Raw genomic sequence first — 21,635 nt, forward strand, 5'->3', positions numbered from 1 at the left:
ATTTAGAATGATGGAATAATTGGGAAATCATAAGAGGTCTATTATGGTGAAAAAGATGATTTCGTGGACGGGCGCATTGTGCGCTCTGGCCGGTTCTGCATACGCAGCAAGTGCTACGGTGTGGACCGAAGGTGAGGGGGCTGGAACCAAGGCTCCCGCCTATTGGTATTCCTTTGAATATGGGACAGGTGCTGCTGCTGACACGTCTGCGTGGTCGACGACAAGTCACCTTACGGCCCTTACTGCAAAGGAAGGAAAATCTTCGAATGGTGCTGGTTTCGGTTTCACATGGGAACAGAACACCTCGTACAAGGATGTGGCTGTTACGCTAGTGTCTTACAAGGGCGTGTGTTTGACATACAGTGCGACGGCTCCGTTCCGTATTGATTTCAAGCAGTCAACCATTACTGACGACAACTATTATGGTGCCGACCTCGCTGCGGGTACAAAGAAGACCTTCGTTGCATTTGCAAACCTTAAGCAGGGTTGGAAGTCGACTTCTACCATTGCGTGGAATGTTACCAAGCAGATGGGCGTGCAGTTTAGCTTCAAGAATACCGATGCTACTGCAGCAGTCAATACCAACACGATTCAAATTACCAATTTCGACCTGGCCGATGAATGCGTGACTTTCGCTCCGACGATTCAGCCGCCCTACACCGCAGAGGACGAAGGAGTCCTGGATGAAGGCGATACCTTGAAGCTAAACCTTGCCGAGGTGTTTACCGACCCGGATGGCGATATTGCTTCTTACACTGTCAAGATTGTGGGCGATAAGGCGGGCCTTGTGAAGTTGGCCGATACGCTCTACAACAAGACTGGCGTGGTTAACCTGGTTACGGGTACCGATCCTGAAGGCGACGCTGTGGTCACTATTACGGCTACGGACGATACGAAGAAGTCGGTTAGCTACCAGCTGACGCTTTCGACGGTGAACCGTGAAAATGCTCCTGTTGCTGTTGATGACACCTACGAAACCAAGGAAGAAACGGCTCTCAAGACCTCTTTGAAGAACCATGTGTTGCTAAACGACTATGATATGGATAAAGACTCCTATACGGCAACGGTGGTGACGGAACCTGCTCATGGTACCCTGAGCTTTGACGGGGAATCGGGAATATTCACCTATACTCCGGAAGAAAATTTCTACGGCAATGATTTCTTTACTTATGTGTTGACCGAAGATCCCCGAGCCGATCAGCCGGATTACGAAGTCATGACCAGTAATGAGGCCAAGGTGACAATCAAGGTGACCAACGTGGATGACCCGATTCAGGTTGTTGTCGTTGATTCTACTATGACCGTCGAAGACACAGAATATAAGCTGGGCGATACCTTGGTTCTGGATGAAGACTTTGATCCCGTGATGGTGAAGATTCCTCTGGAAAACCTTGTGTTCAGCGATCCGGATGTTGCCGGAACCGACCTTGAAATCAAGGTAAAGACCAGCGGCCTCTTGACGGCTGAATACGGTGTCATGAAGACCAACCATGTGGTGGAACTTGCTTCTATCGCCGATGCGAATGGTGTTTCCAAGGTGACCCTGTTTGCTGTCGACGGTAAGGATACCGCCAGCGTGTCCTTCTTCGTGAAGATTCGCCCGGTGGCAGATCCCCCGGTTGCTAAGGAAGATACCTACAAGGTGGTGCAGGATTCCGTGAACAAGATTGCTGCTGCGAAGGGCCTGCTTGCAAATGACAAGAATCCTGATGGCAAGTCTACCTTGAAGGCTTACCTGTATGATGAAGCTGTGGAAGGCAAGGTCTCTGTTGCCGAAGACGGTTCGTTTACTTATGAAATTGGTCACTACGAAGGCGAAGATACCTTCATGTATTATATTGTCAACGCTGAAGGCGATACCTCGGAACCGGTGGTGGTGACTTTGAATGTTGCGTACAAGAACCAGCCCCCGAAAGCCGTAGCCGGTGTCGCCGACACGATCAAGCGCCTTTCTACCCTGGCAGAAGACTTTGGTTCTGTGACCTTCTTGAAGAAGGAAATGCAGACCTGGTTTACCGACGATTCTACCAGTGCGGCTGAACTGACGTTTACGGCCCGTAGCGACGACAGCCTGCTTGCTCCGACGTTGATTACGGCATCTGGAGCCATTCAGGTCAAGTCTGTCAAGGATGCTTGCGGCGAGACGGAACTTATTATTGTCGCCAAGGACAAGATGGGTGCGACTGGAGAACTTGCGATTCCGGCGAAAATCACTTGCAAGAACGACCGTCCGGTGATTGCAAAGGCTATCGACACCTTGTATGCTGGCTTGGGCGAAACTTGGAACCTCAAGTATGAAATCGGCAAGAATGTCACCGACCCCGATGGCGACACCCTGACTTTCAAGATTGAGCCGATCAAGAAGACGGATCTGTTCGCTTGGTCTTTGAAGGACGGAGTTCTTTCGATTACAAGTGCCAAGGATTCTGTGGTGGCTCCCAATGCCATGTACCCGATTGCAATTACGGTAAGCGACGCGGAATTCTCCGGTACCTTCAAGCTGCTCGTGGTCGCCAAGGAAGCTCCGGCATCGATCGCTCCTGTGGTTGCTGCTCCGAAGACCAACTGGCAGAGCGCTATCCTTGCTAACCGCGGTTCCGTGGCAATCTTCGACATGCAGGGTCGCGTAATGTGGAAGGCCAAGCTCCCGGTAAGCGAAGCAGACGTACGTAACGCTGCCGCTCAGGTGCAGGGCAGAAAGATCCTGCAGGTGAACAAGCAGAGATGGACGATTAAGTAATAACGTCATTGCGAGCCCTTCAGGGGCGAAGCAATCTGCAAGAATATAAAGAAGGCTCCGCATTTTTGCGGAGCCTTTAATTGTTTGCGAAGATCGCGACTTACTTCACCAGAGCTTCGGTGTCGAGGGCGATGAGCAATTCTTCGTTGGTGGCAACCACCATAGCAGTCGGCGTGCCGTCCTTGCTGATGATGTGGCCGGAATTCTTGCCGTTGTCTTCGTTGCGGGCGTCGTCGATCTGGTAACCGAGCAGGGCGAGGTTTTCCATGACGGCCTTGCGGACCACGCGGCTGTTTTCGCCAATGCCGCCGGTGAACACCAGGGCGTCAATGCGGGGGAGTGCCATAGCGATGCCGCCGATTTCGCGGGTCAGCTTGTAGCAGAAGGTTTCGAGAGCAATCTGGGCGCCGAGATGGCCTTCGCTTGCAGCCTGCGTCAGGGTGCGCATGTCGTTGCTTAAGCCAGAGAGGCCGAGCAAACCGGATTCCTTGTTTACAAGCTTGTCGAGGCGGTCGATATCGTAACCGTACTTCTTGCTGATGAAGAAGAGGATTGCCGGGTCGAGGCTACCGGAGCGGGTACCCATGATAAGGCCGTCCAGCGGGGTAAAGCCCATGGTGGTGTCAGCGCACTTGCCGTTCAAAATGGCGGAGCAGCTGGAACCGTTACCGAGGTGAGCGGTAATGAAGCAGCAGTCTTCCGGATTCTTGTCCAAGATCTTGGCGGCTTCGGCAGTCACGAAGCGGTGGCTGGTGCCGTGGAAACCGTAACGGCGGATAGCATCCTTTTCGTAGAAGGAATACGGAATGCCGTAGAGGTAAGCCTTGCGCGGCATGGTCTGGTGGAAGGCTGTGTCGAATACGGCGACCTGCGGGAGCGTCGGGAAGAACTTGGTGGCGCATTCCATACCGGTTGCGTGAGCCGGTTCGTGGAGCGGGGCAAACAGGGTAATGCTACGGATGTAGTCGATCACTTCCTGAGAGACCTTTTCGCTCTTGATGTATTTACCGCCATGCACCACGCGGTGGCCGATAGCTTCGATGGTTTCGATGAGCTTCTGTTCGGCGAGGAACTTCTGCACTTCGGCAACGGCCTCGGCATGGGTCGGGCAATCGAAATTGAAATCGATATTGCCTTCCGGGCCCTTTGCCTTCACGTGACCATTCACGCCGATATTTTCGACGAGGCCGCTGGAGATGGATTCTTTGGTCTGGGTGTCGATAACGGCGAACTTGACCGAGGAGCTGCCGCAATTAAGAACGAGTACGCGCATAAAGTTATCCTTTGTAGTTTTTACGGCTAATAAAATAGGAATTTTGGCGGGGTGGTGCCGGCTGAAAATTCTAAATTGAACTTGATGTTCAAGAAAATCGCTGAATTTGATAATCGCGTGTCGGTTTATTGGACGAACCGGCATTTTTCTGAGAAGACGACTAAGTTCCTCAAGTTTTATGTGCGTCTGGGTGACGGCTACATTTGGGGCATTTTTGCGCTGGTGCTGTTTTTGCATTTGGGCTGGTCGGCGTTTTGGCCGATTCTGGCGCAGGCTTTGGTGGCGATGGTGGTTTCGCTCGCGCTATACGAGGGCGTGAAGCTTAGCACCAAGCGGCCGAGGCCATTTGCGGCGAATCCGCAAATCAAGGCGGAGGTTCCGCCTCTCGACAAGTATAGTTTTCCTTCTGGCCACACGATGAACAACTTGGCGGTGGCCTCGGCGGTGTTTTATGCGGTTCCGCAGTACGGCTGGATTATGATGCTCTTGCCGCTTACGTGGGGACTTTTGCGCGTGTATTTTGGCGTGCATTGGCTGACGGATATTATTTGCGGGTTTTTGCTGGGCATCTTGAGTTTTGTCATCGGAAACGTGATTTGGGTTCTATGCTCGCCGGCGGTTCTTGCGGCGATTGGTGTTGGGGCTTAAATGGAATTTGTCCATGCTTCGGAATTTTTTAAGTCGGTGTCGGCTGATGAGCGCGTGTTCTTGTTGATTCGTCACGGGGAACGCAGGCATATTACTCCTGAAGATCCTGATTTCGGAGCGCACGTGGGCCTTACGGAGCGTGGACGGGAGCAGGCTTTGGCGCTTGGCAAGTGCATTCCTGCCGATGGCGATATGAGCTTCTTTTCGAGCCCGGTGGGCCGTTGCGTAGAAACGGCCGAGAATATTGGCGCTGGGCGCGGTGTTGAAAACCCGTCGGTAGAAAAGATGGATTGCCTCGCGGAATACTTTGTTCAAGATTACGACGAATATACCAAAGTGTTGCGCGCCGGATTCTATGAAGGCATTTGCGAATGGCTGAAAAACGAGGCCGCTGGCAACCCGCGCCGCGATAAAGAAGCATTCGCTCCGTTGGCAAAGCGTTCCGATGAAATGCTTGCCATGATGCTTGAAAAGGGTGGCGCCCGCTTTAACATTTTTGCAACGCATGATGCCTGGATTGTTCCGTGCCTCACGCACTTTTGCAAGATGCAATTTTCGCCGCAGCGCTGGATGAATTACCTGACGGGAATGGCCGTGGTTACTGATGTGCAGAAGAACGTGAAGCGCATAGTCCCGGTGACTGGCCTAGACACGGGCTGGCTCGCGTTTTAACGACTTATAAATTTTTTCTATAACTACCGAACAAAAAATAGTATAACCAAATAACCCATTTTTGGTTGACGGGGTTATTGTTTTTACCTATATTTCCCTACACAAAAGATAGGGAATTAAAAAAATGATCCAGTTGATGATGAACATGTGTTGTTGTTGTCGATGTCGAACGGGCGACTAGTTTTTAAGTATTGCTTTTAAACTGTTTCCCGCTCGGTTATGTTCCGTAGCGGGATTTTTTTATTCAAAACTTTAAAACGGCGCGAGTGCGCTAAAGGGCTTCAAAAATGTCAACTTCAAAGTATATTGAAACGAAACTCATTCACGGCGGAATCGATGGCGATGCTGTCACGGGTGCTGTAAACGTTCCTATCTATCAGACTTCTACTTATAAACAGGCGGGTCTCGGCGAAAACACGGGCTGGGAATATTCCCGTACGGGTAACCCCACGCGCGCAGCGCTCGAAGCGCTGATTGCTGACTTGGAAGGCGGTGTGGCCGGTTTTGCATTTGCCTCTGGCATGGCCGCCACTTCTACGGTGCTTTCGCTTTTTAAGCAGGGTGATCGCATCATTATCTCGAGCAATGTTTATGGCGGTACTTTCCGCGTTTTGGACAAGGTTTTCAAGAATCTCGGCATTACTTATTCTATCGAAGACACTACGGATTTGGCAACGCTCGATACCAAGGTGACGCCCGATGTAAAGGCCTTCTTTATTGAAAGCCCGGCGAACCCGCTGTTGACCGTGACAGATTTGGCTGGTGTTGCGGCGATTGCCAAGAAACATGGTATCTTGACCATTGTTGATAACACCTTCATGACTCCTTATTTGCAGCGTCCGCTGGAACTTGGCGCCGACATCGTGGTGCATTCTGCCACAAAGTATTTGGGCGGCCATAGTGATGTGGTGGCTGGCCTTGCGGTGACTAACAATAAGGAAATTGCAGAAAAGCTCGCATTCAATCAGAACGCCGTGGGCGCTGTGCTCGGCCCCTTCGATTCCTTCCTTCTGATTCGCGGCATCAAGACGCTCGGCGTGCGCCTGGATCGCCATACGGAAAATGCAGAACGCATTGCCCGCTACCTGGAAAGTCACGAAGCCGTAAAGCATGTGTATTATCCGGGCCTCCCGACGGCTCAGGGCTACGAAATCAACAAAAAGCAGGCCAAAAACGGCGGCGCCATGATTTCGTTTGAGCTTTATGAAAATTATGACATCAAGAAATTCTTCAAGGGCTTGCAGCTGATTTCTCTGGCCGAAAGTTTGGGCGGTGTCGAAAGTCTCGTATGCCACCCGGCAACCATGACGCATGCCTCTATCCCGAAGGAAATTCGCGAGAAGGTGGGCATTACTGACGGCTTGATCCGTTTGTCTGTGGGTATCGAGAAGGTGGACGACATTATTCTCGATTTGAATTCGGCTATTAACGCGGCATTGGCATAAGGGGGCGCGATATGCATTACTATGAATCCATGCAGTCGCTGATTGGCAAGACTCCGCTTGTAAAGCTTACGCATGTGGGACTCCCCGAAGGTGTAAATCTGTTTGCTAAACTTGAACTCTGGAACCCCTCGGGCAGCGTGAAAGACCGTACCGGCCTTTACATGGTGAACGATGCGCTGGCTAACGGATCGCTCAAACCGGGCGGAACCATTGTAGAAGCCACCGCAGGCAACACGGGCCTTGGAATCGCTTTCGCAGCGCTCAACCGCGGCATTCGCGTGATATTTGTGGTGCCGACCAAGTTCTCGCAAGAAAAGCAGACGCTTATGCGGGCCCTCGGTGCAGAACTCATCAACACCCCGCGTGAAGAGGGGATGCTAGGTGCCGAAAAGAAGGCCGAAGAACTTCTCAAAGAAATTCCGGGTTCTGTTTCGCTCAGGCAGTTCCGCAACATGGCTAATCCGCTCGCACACTACGAAACTACCGGCCCCGAAATCTATGAAGACTTGGACGGTCTCGTAGATTACGTGGTGGCAGGTGCCGGAAGTGGCGGCACGTACAGTGGCATTCTCAAGTACCTCAAGGAACGCAACCCGAAAATCCAGGGCGTGCTCGCAGACCCCATTGGCTCTACCATGGGCGGCGGCGAACATGGCGACTACAACATCGAAGGAATCGGTAACGACTTTATTGCCGATACCATGGACATGTCGCTGGTGGATAGCGTTATAAAAATTAACGATGACGATGCCTTTGGTGGCGCTCGTGAACTTGCTCAAAAAGAGGGCATTATTGCGGGGTCTTCATCGGGTGCGGCGTTCAGCGCAGCCAAGAAGTTGATTGCTTCGGGCGCTCGCGGCAACATCGTCTTTGTGGCACCTGATCGCGGCGACCGTTACTTTAGTAAAGGTTTGTACGTGTAGGTATAAAAAAATACGATAACTAACCCTAAAAATTAAGTATTGGACAACGCGAAATATCACTTCTATATTTTGCGCATCAAAAGACATCAAAAAACAAAAAAAAATGGTGCTAACGCACCGAAAGGAGAGTATAAACAATGGCAAGAGTAAAATTTATTGAATCGGTTGAAGAGGCTCAGGGTCAGGCAAAAGAAGCCTACGAAAAGCTCGTGTCTACTGGCAAGATCACCAACATGAAGCGCGCCCTGTTGCAGGACTATGCAACCTTCGACGCCTTTATGGGTTGGTACACCAGCTGGAATCGCCTTGAACAGATTATTGGCCTCCGTGCGGCAACGATCTATGCCCACGCGATTTCTACGACCAATAGCTGCCAGCTTTGCTCACTGTTCTTCATTAGCGACCTGAAGGCTCTCGGTATTGATCCGAACAGCTTTGAACTCGACGAAAAGGAAGAAATCCTTTCGAAGCTTGCGAAGCAGATTGTGAAGGACCCCACCGCCGTTCCGGATTCTTATTTCGATGAACTGCGCAAGTTCTATAACGATTCTGAAATTGTGGCAATCGTTGGCTTTGCTGCCCAGATGATTGCGACCAACAATTTCAATTCTGTGTTGAAGATTGATGTAGACAAGCGCTTGCTCCCCATCGTGGGCGAATTCAAGCCGGCTACATGGAGAGCTAATATCAAGTAGTTTGTACTCTCCGTACAACACGGGCGTCTCTGGAAAATACGATGTCATTTTTCAGGGACGCCTTTTTCAAAGACCTTTACTGTCATTCCCGATGAGGCGGGAATCTATAAGAGGAATTAACAAATGAATACGAATTTCAGAGTATATTTCACGGCTTTGCTTGCTTTTGGCTTTGCCCTGTTGGCTGGAGCATGCGGTAACGAAAAAGCTGAAAAACAGGATGCTCAGCAGACGGAAAAATCCCAGTTCAAGTTCGGTACTTTGGAACTCCCGATTTTGGACGGTTCCTTGTGCGGCGCGCCTTTCTACGTGGCTAAAGAAAAGGGATTCTTTGCCGAAGAAGGAATTGACGCCAAGTTGATTGCCGCCGATGGCGAAACTCGCAAGCTCGGGCTTAGCAAAGGCACCTATGCCCTTACCAATTCCGATTTCCAGTTTTTCCAGGCAATCGAAAACGGCGTAGATATCAAGATTGTTGACGGTATTCATATCGGTTGTATCAAGGTGCTGGTGAAGAAGGGTTCGCCCTACAAGACCGCTGCTGATTTGAAGGGCAAGAAGATTGCCGTTGACGAAATCGGCGGTACACCCCATCAGGCAGCAAGCCTTTGGCTTTCGCTGGGTGGCGTTTCGACCAAGCCCGAAGATAACCAGGTGCAGTTCTTGCCCTATGCCGACGGTAACTTGGCCCTTGAAGCTTTGGAACAGGGCCAGATTGATGCCGCTGCCATTTGGGATCCGCTGGCATCTGCTTACGAAAAGTCGGGCAAGGCCGAGGCCATTATGGATGTGGCGAAGGACCCCGTGTTTGACGGTCGCTACTGCTGTTTCATTTATGTGTCTGCCAAGATTCTGAAGGAAGAACCGGCAAAGATTGCAGCACTCCTGCGTGCGATTCACAAGGCTGAAGCCTGGATTGCCGAACACCCCGAAGAAACGGTTGACATTATTGCCGAAGGCAAGTATTCCGAAATCGAAGACAAGCCGCTGGCTGTTGAACTCATCAAGAGTTATGTCTACACTTCGCTGGAACAGCGCAAGACTCTTGGCCGCGACGTGAAGGGCGACTTGCGTTACTTTAGCGAACAGCTGAAGAATATCGGCTACTTGACCAAGGATCCTGACCAGTTCGTGAAGGACCTGTATCAAGAAGTTGACTTGAATCAGTAAGCCCATCATTTGTCATCCCCGCGCAGGCGGGGATCTTTTTAAAAGTACGGAGAATGCATGAATTTATTTTTAACCCTGACGGGGTTTCTCTTGGCGTTCCTTGTGAACCTGTTTTTTCCGCAGGTTGCCGAGGGTGTCAAGCTGAAATCCTATACATTTGGCGGAATTGCGATTGACGACAATTTGGCATACCGCCTGGTACTTCTTGCTCTTGCCCTGTACTACGGCATTTATCGATTGGTGCTGTTTGTTAAAAAGGCGGATCAAGAAAAAATAAACAAGTTTGGCAAGGGGGCAAAATTTCGCTTTGCGATAGGGATTGCCCTAGCCCTGTGGGACCTCCTCGGCACGAAGCTGTTGGTGCTCCCGCAGCCCTTTTTCCCGGGGCCGGCCGTGATTATGGATGCCTTCTTGGGCGACACGGCTTTTATCTGGAAGAATACGCTTTACTCGTTGCGTCTTTTTGTAGCCGGATTTTCGGTGGGCGTGGTGACGGGTGTGTTGACTGGTGTGCTAATCGGTTGGTATCCGAAGGCTCGTTACTGGATTTTGCCGGTGCTCAACATTTGCGGCGTGATTCCGGCGGTGGCATGGATGCCTTTTGCCTTGACGCTTTTCCCGACTTCGTTTGCGGCGGCGACTTTCTTGATTGCGATTTGCTCCTGGTTCCCGGTGGCGACCATGACGGCCGACGGGGTGCAGGGTACGCCGAAGTCGTTGTTTGAACTTTCGCGCACTTTTGGCGCGGGGCAGCTGTACCAGATTTTCCATATTGCGATTCCCCATGCAATGCCGCAGATTTTTACGGGCATTATGACGGCGGCTGCGTTTGGCTTTACTACGCTCGTGATGGCCGAAATGATGGGGCAGCCTGGCGGTCTCGGCTACTACATTAACACTTCAAAAGTCTGGAGCGCTTATTACAAGGTGTTTGCGGCGATTGTCGTGATGGCTGTGCTGTTCTCGGCGATTTTGAAGGTGGTTGGCGTGGTGCAGCGTTATGTGCTTCGCTGGCAGAAAGGCGTTGTGCGATAGGAGGCTTTGATGACGGATATTTTAGATAAAGAAAAAATCTTGAAGATTCGCGATGTAAACCGCTCCTTTATCGATGAACGCACGGGCGAACCGCGACAGATTTTGAAAGATATCAATCTTTCTGTTTTTGAGGGCGAATTCATTTCGATTCTGGGTGCATCGGGTTGCGGCAAGACGACGCTTTTGCGCTTGATTGCAGGGCTTGACCCGGTTCAAGAGGGCAAGATCATTCTTGATGGCGAACCGGTGCGTGGGCCGGATTCCAAGCGCGGCTACGTGTTCCAGCAGGGGTGCCTTTTTCCGTGGCTCACGGTAGAAGACAACATCGCAATGGGCCTCAAGATTCGCGGCGTTTATAAGCAGAATAAGAATAAGGTTCACGATTTTATCGAAAAAATTGGTCTTGGCGGATTCGAAAAGAATTTTCCGCACCAGATTAGTGGCGGCATGGCGCAGCGCGTGGCCATTGCCCGCGCCCTGATTAACGATCCGGAGCTTTTGTTGCTCGATGAACCCATGGGCGCTCTCGACTCGTTTACCCGCGCCGACATTCAGAACATGCTTCTGGATTTGCGCAAGGAACGCAATACGACGATGATCCTGGTAACCCACGATATTGACGAAGCCCTTTATTTGTCGGACCGCATCGTGATTATGACGCCGCGGCCGGGGCGCATTAGCGAGGTGCTGGAAATTCATGATGAATTCCCGAGAGAAAGGGGCTCGGCTGTGTTCTTGGAGAAGCGTGCAAAAATATTGGAACGCTTTAATCTTGCACGTTCCAATACGGCGCCGGAATACGTCATTTAGTCTAGATGGATTTGTTATCGGAAAAATTGATAACGAGCGCTAAAAACAAAGTATTGGACAGCGACTAAAATCGCTCCTATATTTGTTCCAAAAATTAAGGAGAGTACTATGTCAAATAACGTTAGTTATGTGGCGGGAGAAAATGCCGCCTCTTATGAAAAGGCCCGAAAGTATAATCTGTTTTCTTTCGCGAATGCCCCCCATAAAGATTATAAGCCGTTCTTTGTAGACCATGCCGACGGTATCTACGTTTACGATGGTGCAGGCAAGGAATACATCGATATCGCGTCGGAACTGGTGAACGTGAATATCGGCTTTAATAACCGCCACATTATCGAAGCGGTGCAAAAGCAGGTGGAACGTTTGGCTTACATCGCTCCGCGTCATGCCTTTGCCGAAGCGGGCGAACTCAGCGAACTCTTGATCGAAAAGATTGCCCCGAAGAATTTCAAGAAGGTGCTGTTTACGCTGGGTGGCTCCGAAGCGAATGAATTTGCCATCCGTTTTGTGAAGGCGTTTACGGGCCGCGATAAGATTTTCTCGAAGTATGAATCTTACCATGGAAGCACTTACGGTGCCTCTAGCCTTACGGGCGAAAGCGAACGCGCTTCGCTGTTCCCGACGATTCCCGGATTCATCAAGTATCCGGCTCCGCACCTTTACGGTTACGATATCAAGTTCAAGACCGAAGAAGAAGCGACAGCGCACTTCCTTTCTCGCCTGGAATACCAGATTCAGCAGGAATGCCCGGAATCTGTGGCGGCCGTGTTCATTGAATCGGTCACGGGTTCTAATGGCGTGTACCTTTACCCCAAGGGATACCTGAAGGGTGTCCGTGAAATCTGCGACAAGTACGGAATTTTGCTGGTGTGCGACGAAGTCATGAGCGGCTTCTTGCGCACGGGCGAATGGTTTGCCTGCCAGGCCGATGGCGTGGAACCGGACCTGATTACTTTTGCAAAGGGTGTGAACAGCGCATACGCTCCGCTCGGCGGCGTGCTCATTAGCGAAAAGATTGCGAATTATTATGAGGAAAATGCCTTTACCGCAGGGCTTACCTATAATGCGCATCCGCTGGGCGTTGCTGCTGCGATCGCCTGTATCGAAGAATACTTCCGCCTGGATGTCAAGGGCAACGTGAAGAAACAGGAACCTGTTTTGAAGAAAAAGCTTGCTGAACTCAAGGCAAAGCACCCCTCCGTGGGCGACGTGCGTTCTGTGGGCCTTTTTGGTGCCATCGAATTCAGCTACAGCAAGGATCACAAGGATGTCATCCGCAAGAATGCGGCGGGCGAACCCTTCCTTGGCAACTTCATCGCAAAGCTCCGCAACGAATACGGCATCCTCACGATGGGTGGTGGCTCCACAATCATTGTGGCACCTCCGCTGATTATTAACGAGGCCCAAATCGACGAAATCTTTGCTCGCCTCGACAAGGCGATTACCGAATACGCCGACGGACTTGTAAAATAAAAACCTCTTTTATGATGGCGGACTTGTTCCGCCATTTTTTTGCTCTCAAAATTTTTTTTGCCATAAATTAAAGGTGACTGCTAAGAAGCAGCCACCTTTTTGCTTTGCTATGAATCGAAATTCAGCGGAACGCCCTCGCGCTATTAAATAGCGGCGAAGGCTTGTTCCAGGTCGGCAATCAAATCGTTTACGTCTTCGAGACCAATCGAGAGGCGGATGGTTTCGGAATGGATATCGGCCAATTCCTGGGCGCGTTCCGGGAGCTCGATGTGGGTGGTGGTAGACGGGTTAATGATGAGCGAGCGGGCATCACCGATGTTTGCCTGGAAGCTGAATACCTTTACGGCTTCCAGGAACTTGACGATGGTGGCACGGTCATTCTTTTTAAGGCCAAAACTTAAGATTGCGCCAGCGCCCTTGGGGAAGTACTTGGCGGCGAGCGCCCTGTACTTGCTGTTTTTGGCGTGCGGGTGGTTGACCCAAGAAACTTCGGGGCGTGTTTCCAGGAATTCCACGATCTTTTCGGCGGACTTCACCGATTTCGAAAGACGTTCCGAAAGGGTTTCGATACCGAGCAACACCAGGTAAGAATTGAAGGGGGCAATTGCGCCGCCCAGATAATTCAGGTGAATGGCGCGAATGCGGCCCGTAAAGACGGTGTCCGGGAATACATCGTAAAAGCTGCGGGGAACGCCCTGTTGCGATACCAAGAAATGGGGCTGTCCGTCGAACTGCGGGAACTTTCCGTTTTTCCAGTTGAACTTGCCGTTTTCTACAATGGCACCGGCAATCACGTTGCCGTGACCCGTAAGGCCCTTGGTTGCCGAATAAACGACCACGTCAGCGCCGAAATCAAAGGGGTTCAACAAGTAGGGGGTTGCCACCGTGTTGTCCACAATCAGCGGGATTCCGTGCTTGTGGGCAATGTTTGCAATGGCTTCGATATCGAGGATAGTCGCATTCGGGTTGGTGATCGATTCAATGTAAATCACCTTGGTGTCTTCCTTGACAAGCGCCTCGAAATTGGCCGGATCGTCAGGGTTTTCTACAATGTCATACTTGACGCCCGTCTCTCCGAAGATTTGTTCGAAACTATCGAAAGATCCGCCGTAAGAACGAGCTGTTGCAAGGATTCTGCCCTTGCCTGCAGTGACATTCAAAAGCGCATACGTTACCGCTGCCATGCCCGAAGAAAGCGTGACAGCCCCGGTTGCTCCCGGGTGGAGTGCCGTAAGGCGCGCGTCAAGTACATCCGTTGTCGGATTAGAAAGTCGGGTATAAAGCGCATCGCCACTGTCGAAATAAAACAGGTCGTCGCTGCGCTTTACGGTATCAAGGGTAAAAGCGGTTGTCTGGTAAATGGGTACCGAAACAGCGTGGTTGTGGTCGGCGGGGTTATAGCCCGCGTGCAACTTGAGTGTATCAAAAGAATAATTGGACATGTAGCCTCCGTACTTTTTTTGATTGCAAAGATAGAAGCCGAACAAACTAATGTCCAATACTTAATTCTTATGCTGAATTATCGCTTTTTTCTATATGCGCCGCAGCGCGTGCCATTGTATTGTTATAATAAAAATCTATAACAACCTATTATAATATAGTATTGGACATTTTGTGTACACCTTTTTAATTTATGCACCAAAAATTTTCAAGGAGAGTACCATGAAACAGTACAAGCTGTTTGTTATTGCCAATCTTATTTTCGGAATTTTGCTGATTGCTTTTGCCCAGGTGATTTTGCCGGTTTGCCGCCCCATGGGTGGCGCTAGCATGCGTTGCGGAACATCTGCTTCTGTCGAGACTGCTCTTGGTTTTGCCTTGTTGTTGATTGCCGTGGTGGCTGCCGGAATTATCAAGCGGAACGTCTATTTGGCACTTTCTGCATTGGCTTCTGTTGCAGGCGCTTTTGTTTCGCTGGTGCCGACAGTTATTGTGGGTACTTGCCCCCACGCCCACATGGCTTGCCACTCGGTGACAGGCCCGGTGTTTGCTTTGACAGGTGTGGTGATTGCGGTGTTTGCGGTGGTGAATTTGATTCTTTTCAAGTTGAGGAGGCGAAATGAACAAGACTGATTTTAATTTGATTATTGAAAACTACTTGCGAAACCCCTTCAGAAGTTTCGGGCTTTCGCTTTTGATTGCCTTGCTCGCTTCGGTGCTTTTGGTGGGCGGGCTTTTGTCGCTCTCCCTTTCGAAGGGCCTGAACCGTCTTTCGTCGCGCTTGGGTGCCGATGTAATCGTGATTCCCCAGGGGAGCGAAATCAACGACCAGACCATTCTTTTGCAGGGCGACTCCAAGTACGCCTATTTGCCCCAGGGCGCGCTGGAATTTATCCGTGGCCTCGCCGGTGTGGAACAGGCGACTCCGCAGTTTTTTTTGACTACCCTGAGTTCCAGCTGCTGCGAACAAAAAGTCATGATTATCGGTTTCGACCCGGCATCTGATTTTGTGATTCAGCCCTGGATTCGTGAAGTGTTGACGGATAAGCTCCCCAAGGGTGCCATTGTGGTGGGTAGCGACATTAGCGTGGGCGAGAAAAAGACCGTCAAGTTCTTTGACCATGAATACCCCGTGGCGGCAAGCCTTGAACCGGTCGGCAACAAGTTGGACCAGGCCGTTTTTGTAGACGTGGCGACACTTGCCCAAATTCGCGAGGCGGCAAAGGCCAAGGGCGTGGTTTTCTTGCATCAGGATGTACGCTCCGATGGTTCGGATGCGCCGCTTTATTCCAGCGTGTTGATCAAGCTGCGCGCCGGTGCCGATATCGACCGCCTTTCTCAAGAAATTCATACCCGCTTTGACGGCGTGCAAATTCGTACCCGCAAGGATTTGTTCTCGGGTCTTGAAAAGTCGGCGAACTTCTTGCAGATTGTGGTGTGGTCCATTGTGGGCTTGTTCCTGGTGATTGCGGTGGCGGCGATTGTGATTTCGTTTTCGCTGTCGACCCGTGAACGCCGGCGTGAATATGCGCTGTTGCGGATTGTGGGGTATGCCCGCAAGCGCTTAAGGACCCTTGTGCTGGGTGAATCGCTGCTGGTGTCGGCGGTGGGCACTTACATTGGCTTGCTGTTCTCTAGCGTGGCGTTTTTCACCTTTAAAATCTGGATCGGCGAACATGTGAGCGTGCCCTTTATTGTCCCTGGGAATGCCGAAATTGCCGCGGTGTACGCGGTGGTGATTTTGCTCTTGCATTCTGTGGGACCGGTGGCGGTTTATGGCGTGGCAAATAAGGTGAGCAAGATTGATGCCTACGCTGCTTTGAGGGAGGTAGAACATTGATTTTAAACGTTTCTAATTTGTATAAAACTTATACCCGTCGCGGCGAAGAATTCAACGCCGTCGAAGACGTGGAATTTTTTGCCTGGTCCGGCGACTTCTCGGTGATTTATGGCGAATCGGGTAGCGGAAAGAGTACGCTCTTGTCGCTGCTTTCTGGGATCAACCGCCCGACTAGCGGTTCCGTGGTGTTTAACGGTGCCGATTTTGCAGGCCTTAGCGATGCCGAGATTTCGGCCATTCGAAACGAGAAGATCGGCTATGTGCCACAGGAATCTGTATTCTTGCCGCACTTTACCGTGCTCGAGAACATCTTGTTGCCCCAAGCGCTGCGCGACGGCAAAAAGATCGAGGTGAAAACCATTGCAGACGTAACCGATGCGGACATTGCCGCGAAGCTAGAAACCTTGGGCATTGCACACCTGGTGCACGAAATGCCCGCGGAACTTTCGGGCGGTGAACTGAAAAGGGCCGCTATCGTGCGGGCCCTGGTGAATAAGCCTGAAATCGTGATTGCGGATGAACCCACGAGTAACCTGGACGAAGCTAACGCCAAGATTGTTTTTGACCTTCTGGCCGAACTTGCGCAGTCGGGAACGTCGGTGCTTGTGGCGACCCATGACCCTCGCGGCTTTAAGTATGGTGACCGCATTTATACCATGCACAAGGGCCGTCTATTGCCCAGTGCAGAATCCGATTTTGGCGGATTGTAATTAAGCCGCCACCAGCTTTAGAAAATACTGGTGGATGCTTGTGTCGCTATTGAGTTCCGGGTGGAACGAGAGGGCGATTTGGTTCTTGTACTTTACGGCGACAATGTGCTCGCTGGCCGCGGATTCCCCCGGGTTTGAGCTTGCCGTTCGTGAAAGTACTTCTACATCGCTGCCTACAGATTCAAAGAAGGGTGCCCGGATAAATGTCTGCGGCACTTTTCCGACGTGGGCGACTTCGTTTTCGGTAAAGAAACTGCCCAGTTGGCGGCCGTAGGCATTGCGGCGGATGATGGCAGGGAGCGTTGCAAAATGCGCCTTGTTTTCGCCGGCGATTTTTTCGGCCAGGAGGATTGCGCCCGCGCATGTTGCGAGTACGGGGAGGCCGTTTGCGATTTTTTCTCGCAGGGGCTCAAATAGTCCTAGGTCGTGCAACAGCTTGCCTTGTACGGTGCTTTCGCCGCCGGGGAGCACGAGCCCGTCGATACGGCCGTGAGGTCCGTCGAGGTCCCGCAACTGCCGGATTTCAAATACATCGGCACCGAGCGATTGCAGAATGCGTTCGTGTTCGATGAATGCCCCCTGTACCGCCAGCACGCCAATTTGCGGTTTGTTGATTCCCATTACTTCCCCCTTTCTGCCATGAGCAGGGCAATTTCTTGTTCGTTGATGCCGACCATGGCTTCGCCCAAGTCTTCGGAGAGCTTGGCGATAAGCTTTGCATCGGTGTAGTTGGTAACGGCCTGTACGATGGCGGCGGCACGCTTGGCGGGGTTGCCGGATTTAAAGATTCCCGAGCCTACGAATACGCCTTCGGCGCCTAGCTGCATCATGAGGGCGGCATCGGCGGGGGTGGCGACACCCCCGGCAGCGAAGTTCACTACGGGGAGTTTCTTGTGGTCGTGAACGTAGCGCACCAGGTCGTAGCTCACCTGGAGTTCCTTGGCGCGGTTGAAGAGTTCGTCTTCGCGCATGCTGGTGATGCGGGCGATTTCCTGGTTCATGAGGCGCATGTGGCGTACGGCCTGGACGATGTCGCCCGTGCCCGGCTCACCCTTGGTGCGAATCATGGATGCACCTTCTTCGATACGGCGGAGTGCTTCGCCCAAATCCTTGGCTCCGCACACGAAGGGAACGTCAAATTCCCGCTTGTTAATGTGGAAAATGTCGTCGGCAGGAGAGAGCACTTCGCTTTCGTCGATGTAGTCGATTTCGATAGCCTGCAAAATCTGGGCCTCGGCAAAGTGACCGATACGGCACTTGGCCATCACGGGGATAGAAACGGCATCCTGAATGCCCTTGATCATCTTCGGGTCGCTCATGCGCGAGACACCGCCTGCGGCACGGATATCGGCGGGAATGCGTTCCAATGCCATCACAGCGGCAGCCCCTGCGGCTTCGGCAATTTTTGCCTGTTCGGGGGTGGTGACATCCATAATCACGCCGCCCTTGAGCATCTGGGCAAGATTCTTGTTGAGTTCGTAACGGTTCTGGTCTGACATGTACATCTCCTTGAAAAAAGTGAATTGTTTGTTTTCAAGGCGTAATTTAAAACTTAAGCTGGACTTGCTCAATGTTCAGATTTTTATTATTTTAATAAGGTCAGTTTAATACCAGATTTACAAATTCAATAAGGTCAGATGATGTTTACTTACGATATGTCCAAGGCCGGTGCCAATAGCCTTTACCATTATTTGTACCAATGCATCAAAAAAGATATCGTAAACGGGAATATCCTGGCCGAAGAACAGCTCCCTTCCAAGCGGAACCTGGCGCAGAATCTGGGCGTGAGCGTGGTGACGGTGGAAAATGCCTATGCCCAGCTATTGACCGAAGGCTTTATCTATTCGCTCCCCAAGAAGGGCTTTTTTGTGGCCGACATCAAGGCCTCCGATTCATCGAAACTGCAACAGCGCAAAACAAGGGGCAAACGCAGACGCCCCATGGAAAATTTTGAAGAATCGGAGCAGGTCAACCCCAAGTACATCGCCGACTTCGTAAGCAACGGGGCCGATATCGAGGCGTTCCCCTTTACCACCTGGGCAAAGATTACCCGCGAAGTCCTTTGTGAAAGGCAGAGGGACTTGCTGAAGGTCTCCCAGGGTGCTGGCACTTTAGAATTGCGCAGTGCCATTGCCCGCATGCTCCGTGAATTCAGAAATATCCAGGTGCGGCCGGAACAGATTGTGGTGGGTGCCGGAACCGATTATCTGTACGGTCTGCTAGTTCAGTTGCTGGGCTTTGACAAGTGCTACGCCGTAGAAGATCCGGGCTGGGCCAAGATTTCGAAAATATATGGCCAATACGGAGTCAAGGTTTGCCACATCCCCATTCAAGAGGAGAGCCTTACCGATGCCGTCAAAAAGTCCGATGCGGATATCGTCCACATTTCGCCCTCGCACCATTTCCCGACAGGAATGGTGATGCCCATTGGCGAGCGCTACCGTTTGCTCAGCTGGGCGGCAGAATCCCCGAAGCGCTACATTGTAGAAGACGATTACGACAGCGAAATGCGCATGACCGGCAAACCCATTCCGGCGCTACAAAATATCGATGTCACCGAGAAGGTGGTTTACCTGAATACCTTCTCCAAGACCATGACGTCTGCCATCCGAATTGCCTACATGGTGCTCCCGCCGCACCTGGCCGAAAAATTCCATAACGAACTTTCGTTCTATTCTTGCACGGTCTCGAACTTGGACCAATACGTGATGGCGAAATTCTTGAACCTGGGCTATTACGAAACCCACATCAACCGCATGCGCAACCTGTACCGCGCCAAGCGAGACGCCCTGCTGTCGGCCATTCGCAAGAGCCGCCTTTCGGACGTGGCTACCGTTTACGAAGAAGATGCGGGCCTGCATTTTATTTTGCAGGTGCAAACCAAGCTTTCGGATGCGGAATTCTGCAAGCGGGCGCGCCAAAATGGCGTCAACATCAAGGCCCTCTCGGAATACTATTTCGAGGCGGAACCGTCTGTACACAGGTTTGTGATAAACTATTCTTCCGTAGAAAAAAAGAACGTGCAAAAGGCCGTGCAGGCGCTGGTCCAGGCCTGCATTTAGCCAGTTTTTCAGTGTGATTTATATCATAAAAATGGCGAAATTTGTCAATTTTCGCCAATGTAGGGTTCTTGTAAACTTTAGTTAAGAGTAATAGAATGATGATGTATTAATCCAACCTCCTCATTCATGTTAAAAAAAGTTATCTTATATAGGAGTGTTTATGAATGGGGTTAGGGATGAACCGCCAACAACGTGAAGATCTCCTAGAAAGCATCAATCTCTTGGAAAAGAGCAGAGATGAATACATACAGACCTACGCTGGCGTGAGTGTCCATGATAGGACCGTCAGGTTGGTACAGTTGCGCAAGGCTCTCGAAAACGTGAAGCGGCCTTACGCTCAATTGCGAGACAAAGTAAAAACGGACGATTGGCGCTTTTTGCCCTTCGACCTGCCGGAACCCGCCCGCGTAAGGGATTCGGAACTGACTTATTTCGGCATGCCCCCCAAGACGCTTTCGCAGCTGATCGTGCTGATCGCGGCGTCTATCAAGAAGCAGAATGTTACGGTGCTCTCTATTTGCACGAGGAACCTCGTTGTTTACGAGATGATGCTCGGCTTTTGGAATATCCCGCAGAGAGACAGCCTGGACGAACGCGTGGCCGCCATTACGCAGGCCGAAGAAAAGACCGGCGAACTGTTTGACAAGGCATCGGAAGAATTCGAGAGAATCCTGAAGATGACGGACCTGGTGAAGACCCAGATGGTGTCCGTGACGAACGCGGAACAGAATGCGAAGGCCATGTCTGCCGAGGCATCGGAAAGGGTGGCCGAAATCCAGACGCTGACGGAACAGCTGAACGCCCAGAAGCAGGCGCTTGAAGAACTCCGGGATTCCATGACCCTCAAGGTGAGCGACGCCGAGAACAGGGACAAGCAACTGTCCGAGAAGATTGTGTCTGCCCAGGATTTGATCGAGCAGGCCTGCGCGAAGATTTCTGAAATCGACAGCATGACGGAAAACAGCCTGAAGGGCATGGAAGCTTGCCTGGCGACGTCTAGCGAGAAGGTGGAAGAAATCAAGAAGATGACGGACTTTGTGGGCGGCGGCTCCTTGGGCAGCAGCTTCAACAAGAGAAAACGCAGCTTGGGCCGAAAGGCGCAAATTTGGCTGATCCTGAGCCTGGTGCTGTTTGCCGGTGGCTCCCTGTGGATTTACGGCGTGTTTACCCGATTCGGCGTGCATACGGGCTCTGTATGGGCCGACGTGGTGATGAACCTCGCCATGTCTTCTATGGCGGTATTCGCCTTTGTGTATGCCCTGAGGGAATACGGCAAGGAACGCAAGCTGCAAGAAGAGTACGCCTTTAGGGAGGCCATTGTGCTGACCCTTACGGCGTGCCTGGAACAGCTGGATACCTGCAGCCGCGACGACGTGAAAAAGCTGCTCTCGGACACGGTAGAAAAGCTTTACTCGAAACTGCCGGTGTAGCAGGTTTTAGTCGGCTTTGATGTAGCCTAATCTGTATTTTTCTGTGAACATTCCTGTGAACTTTTCTGGGTAGTTCTCTGGGCAGTTTTCTGTGTAGTTTTCTGGATAGTTATTGGTGTAGTTGCATCGCTTTAATAGGTGGGGGAAGTTTCCCCCTCGCTCGCACTGCGCTTGCGCAGTTGCTCGCTACCCCCTCTGCGGGGGCCCACACCCCCGCCCCCCCACCCCCCCCCATATTATATATAAAAAAAAACAAAAAAAATTTTGGA

Annotated in this window: 19 protein-coding genes; 15 read left to right on the forward strand and 4 right to left on the reverse strand. The window is 51.4% G+C overall.

Annotated elements, in window-relative coordinates:
- Positions 1 to 43: 43 nt before the first annotated feature.
- On the forward strand, positions 44 to 2,740 hold the full coding sequence (locus ACJMNB_RS06605; protein ID WP_405340313.1) for an Ig-like domain-containing protein: 2,697 nt from the start codon (positions 44 to 46) through the stop codon (positions 2,738 to 2,740).
- A 100-nt stretch (positions 2,741 to 2,840) separates the two neighbouring features.
- Here ACJMNB_RS06605 and ACJMNB_RS06610 read toward each other — a convergent pair whose 3' ends face one another.
- The gene (locus tag ACJMNB_RS06610; protein ID WP_405340316.1) at positions 2,841 to 4,013 is read right to left on the reverse strand and encodes an acetate/propionate family kinase; all 1,173 of its coding nucleotides are present in this window, start codon (positions 4,011 to 4,013) and stop codon (positions 2,841 to 2,843) included.
- 84 nt (positions 4,014 to 4,097) lie between these two features.
- Here ACJMNB_RS06610 and ACJMNB_RS06615 point away from each other — a divergent pair, with 84 nt between their 5' ends.
- The 9 genes from ACJMNB_RS06615 to ACJMNB_RS06655 all read left to right on the forward strand — a co-directional run bounded on the left by ACJMNB_RS06615 (position 4,098) and on the right by ACJMNB_RS06655 (position 12,884).
- Complete coding sequence (locus ACJMNB_RS06615) at positions 4,098 to 4,661, forward strand: phosphatase PAP2 family protein (RefSeq protein ID WP_405340318.1); 564 nt, start codon at positions 4,098 to 4,100, stop codon at positions 4,659 to 4,661.
- The gene (locus ACJMNB_RS06620) at positions 4,662 to 5,333 is read left to right on the forward strand and encodes a histidine phosphatase family protein (protein ID WP_405340321.1); all 672 of its coding nucleotides are present in this window, start codon (positions 4,662 to 4,664) and stop codon (positions 5,331 to 5,333) included.
- 287 nt (positions 5,334 to 5,620) lie between these two features.
- Positions 5,621 to 6,778 carry a trans-sulfuration enzyme family protein gene (locus ACJMNB_RS06625; protein WP_405340324.1) on the forward strand — a complete coding sequence of 386 codons (1,158 nt, stop codon included), beginning with the start codon at positions 5,621 to 5,623 and terminating at the stop codon, positions 6,776 to 6,778.
- Between the two features lie 11 nt (positions 6,779 to 6,789).
- The gene (locus tag ACJMNB_RS06630; protein WP_405340327.1) at positions 6,790 to 7,701 is read left to right on the forward strand and encodes a PLP-dependent cysteine synthase family protein; all 912 of its coding nucleotides are present in this window, start codon (positions 6,790 to 6,792) and stop codon (positions 7,699 to 7,701) included.
- A gap of 137 nt (positions 7,702 to 7,838) precedes the next feature.
- The gene (locus ACJMNB_RS06635; RefSeq protein WP_405340330.1) at positions 7,839 to 8,396 is read left to right on the forward strand and encodes a carboxymuconolactone decarboxylase family protein; all 558 of its coding nucleotides are present in this window, start codon (positions 7,839 to 7,841) and stop codon (positions 8,394 to 8,396) included.
- Positions 8,397 to 8,519: 123 nt separating this feature from the next.
- On the forward strand, positions 8,520 to 9,566 hold the full coding sequence (locus ACJMNB_RS06640) for an ABC transporter substrate-binding protein (protein ID WP_405340333.1): 1,047 nt from the start codon (positions 8,520 to 8,522) through the stop codon (positions 9,564 to 9,566).
- A 57-nt stretch (positions 9,567 to 9,623) separates the two neighbouring features.
- Positions 9,624 to 10,601: an ABC transporter permease gene (locus ACJMNB_RS06645; protein WP_405340336.1), complete on the forward strand. Its 978-nt coding sequence runs from the start codon at positions 9,624 to 9,626 to the stop codon at positions 10,599 to 10,601.
- Positions 10,602 to 10,610: 9 nt separating this feature from the next.
- Positions 10,611 to 11,411, forward strand: coding sequence for an ABC transporter ATP-binding protein (locus ACJMNB_RS06650; protein WP_405340339.1), 801 nt, complete (start codon positions 10,611 to 10,613; stop codon positions 11,409 to 11,411).
- A 108-nt stretch (positions 11,412 to 11,519) separates the two neighbouring features.
- Complete coding sequence (locus ACJMNB_RS06655; RefSeq protein WP_405340342.1) at positions 11,520 to 12,884, forward strand: aminotransferase class III-fold pyridoxal phosphate-dependent enzyme; 1,365 nt, start codon at positions 11,520 to 11,522, stop codon at positions 12,882 to 12,884.
- A 143-nt stretch (positions 12,885 to 13,027) separates the two neighbouring features.
- Here ACJMNB_RS06655 and ACJMNB_RS06660 read toward each other — a convergent pair whose 3' ends face one another.
- On the reverse strand, positions 13,028 to 14,326 hold the full coding sequence (locus ACJMNB_RS06660; protein WP_405340345.1) for an O-acetylhomoserine aminocarboxypropyltransferase/cysteine synthase family protein: 1,299 nt from the start codon (positions 14,324 to 14,326) through the stop codon (positions 13,028 to 13,030).
- Positions 14,327 to 14,546: 220 nt separating this feature from the next.
- On the opposite strand from ACJMNB_RS06660, the gene ACJMNB_RS06665 reads away from it, so the two are divergent.
- Genes ACJMNB_RS06665 through ACJMNB_RS06675 form a run of 3 tightly spaced genes read left to right on the forward strand, consistent with a single transcriptional unit; the run spans position 14,547 to position 16,874 of the window.
- The gene (locus ACJMNB_RS06665; RefSeq protein WP_405340347.1) at positions 14,547 to 14,957 is read left to right on the forward strand and encodes a DUF4418 family protein; all 411 of its coding nucleotides are present in this window, start codon (positions 14,547 to 14,549) and stop codon (positions 14,955 to 14,957) included.
- Positions 14,944 to 16,164, forward strand: coding sequence for an ABC transporter permease (locus ACJMNB_RS06670; RefSeq protein WP_405340348.1), 1,221 nt, complete (start codon positions 14,944 to 14,946; stop codon positions 16,162 to 16,164). Before ACJMNB_RS06665 ends, ACJMNB_RS06670 begins: the two co-directional genes overlap by 14 nt.
- On the forward strand, positions 16,161 to 16,874 hold the full coding sequence (locus ACJMNB_RS06675; RefSeq protein WP_405340351.1) for an ABC transporter ATP-binding protein: 714 nt from the start codon (positions 16,161 to 16,163) through the stop codon (positions 16,872 to 16,874). The genes ACJMNB_RS06670 and ACJMNB_RS06675 overlap by 4 nt, the downstream gene beginning before the upstream one ends.
- On the opposite strand, the gene pdxT is transcribed toward ACJMNB_RS06675, so the two are convergent.
- Positions 16,875 to 17,495, reverse strand: a complete 621-nt coding sequence (gene pdxT / locus ACJMNB_RS06680; protein ID WP_405340354.1) for a pyridoxal 5'-phosphate synthase glutaminase subunit PdxT — start codon at positions 17,493 to 17,495, stop codon at positions 16,875 to 16,877.
- Positions 17,495 to 18,373: a pyridoxal 5'-phosphate synthase lyase subunit PdxS gene (gene pdxS / locus ACJMNB_RS06685; protein ID WP_405340357.1), complete on the reverse strand. Its 879-nt coding sequence runs from the start codon at positions 18,371 to 18,373 to the stop codon at positions 17,495 to 17,497. Before pdxS ends, pdxT begins: the two co-directional genes overlap by 1 nt.
- Before the next feature lie 138 nt (positions 18,374 to 18,511).
- On the opposite strand from pdxS, the gene ACJMNB_RS06690 reads away from it, so the two are divergent.
- Entirely contained in the window at positions 18,512 to 19,936 is a 1,425-nt protein-coding gene (locus tag ACJMNB_RS06690; RefSeq protein ID WP_405340360.1) for a PLP-dependent aminotransferase family protein, read from the forward strand.
- 176 nt (positions 19,937 to 20,112) lie between these two features.
- Positions 20,113 to 21,366, forward strand: a complete 1,254-nt coding sequence (locus tag ACJMNB_RS06695; protein WP_405340363.1) for a hypothetical protein — start codon at positions 20,113 to 20,115, stop codon at positions 21,364 to 21,366.
- Positions 21,367 to 21,635: the final 269 nt, after the last annotated feature.

Origin of the sequence: Fibrobacter sp. (assembly GCF_045131395.1) — a bacterium.
Taxonomy (GTDB): domain Bacteria; phylum Fibrobacterota; class Fibrobacteria; order Fibrobacterales; family Fibrobacteraceae; genus Fibrobacter.

Bases quoted from the DNA above. Each gene is read 5' to 3' on its own strand.
- ACJMNB_RS06605 (WP_405340313.1), top strand. From the start codon at position 44: ATGGTGAAAAAGATGATTTCGTGGACGGGCGCATTGTGCGCTCTGGCC.
- ACJMNB_RS06610 (WP_405340316.1), bottom strand. From the start codon at position 4,013: ATGCGCGTACTCGTTCTTAATTGCGGCAGCTCCTCGGTCAAGTTCGCC.
- ACJMNB_RS06615 (WP_405340318.1), top strand. From the start codon at position 4,098: ATGTTCAAGAAAATCGCTGAATTTGATAATCGCGTGTCGGTTTATTGG.
- ACJMNB_RS06620 (WP_405340321.1), top strand. From the start codon at position 4,662: ATGGAATTTGTCCATGCTTCGGAATTTTTTAAGTCGGTGTCGGCTGAT.
- ACJMNB_RS06625 (WP_405340324.1), top strand. From the start codon at position 5,621: ATGTCAACTTCAAAGTATATTGAAACGAAACTCATTCACGGCGGAATC.
- ACJMNB_RS06630 (WP_405340327.1), top strand. From the start codon at position 6,790: ATGCATTACTATGAATCCATGCAGTCGCTGATTGGCAAGACTCCGCTT.
- ACJMNB_RS06635 (WP_405340330.1), top strand. From the start codon at position 7,839: ATGGCAAGAGTAAAATTTATTGAATCGGTTGAAGAGGCTCAGGGTCAG.
- ACJMNB_RS06640 (WP_405340333.1), top strand. From the start codon at position 8,520: ATGAATACGAATTTCAGAGTATATTTCACGGCTTTGCTTGCTTTTGGC.
- ACJMNB_RS06645 (WP_405340336.1), top strand. From the start codon at position 9,624: ATGAATTTATTTTTAACCCTGACGGGGTTTCTCTTGGCGTTCCTTGTG.
- ACJMNB_RS06650 (WP_405340339.1), top strand. From the start codon at position 10,611: ATGACGGATATTTTAGATAAAGAAAAAATCTTGAAGATTCGCGATGTA.
- ACJMNB_RS06655 (WP_405340342.1), top strand. From the start codon at position 11,520: ATGTCAAATAACGTTAGTTATGTGGCGGGAGAAAATGCCGCCTCTTAT.
- ACJMNB_RS06660 (WP_405340345.1), bottom strand. From the start codon at position 14,326: ATGTCCAATTATTCTTTTGATACACTCAAGTTGCACGCGGGCTATAAC.
- ACJMNB_RS06665 (WP_405340347.1), top strand. From the start codon at position 14,547: ATGAAACAGTACAAGCTGTTTGTTATTGCCAATCTTATTTTCGGAATT.
- ACJMNB_RS06670 (WP_405340348.1), top strand. From the start codon at position 14,944: ATGAACAAGACTGATTTTAATTTGATTATTGAAAACTACTTGCGAAAC.
- pdxT (WP_405340354.1), bottom strand. From the start codon at position 17,495: ATGGGAATCAACAAACCGCAAATTGGCGTGCTGGCGGTACAGGGGGCA.
- pdxS (WP_405340357.1), bottom strand. From the start codon at position 18,373: ATGTCAGACCAGAACCGTTACGAACTCAACAAGAATCTTGCCCAGATG.
- ACJMNB_RS06690 (WP_405340360.1), top strand. From the start codon at position 18,512: ATGATGTTTACTTACGATATGTCCAAGGCCGGTGCCAATAGCCTTTAC.
- ACJMNB_RS06695 (WP_405340363.1), top strand. From the start codon at position 20,113: ATGAACCGCCAACAACGTGAAGATCTCCTAGAAAGCATCAATCTCTTG.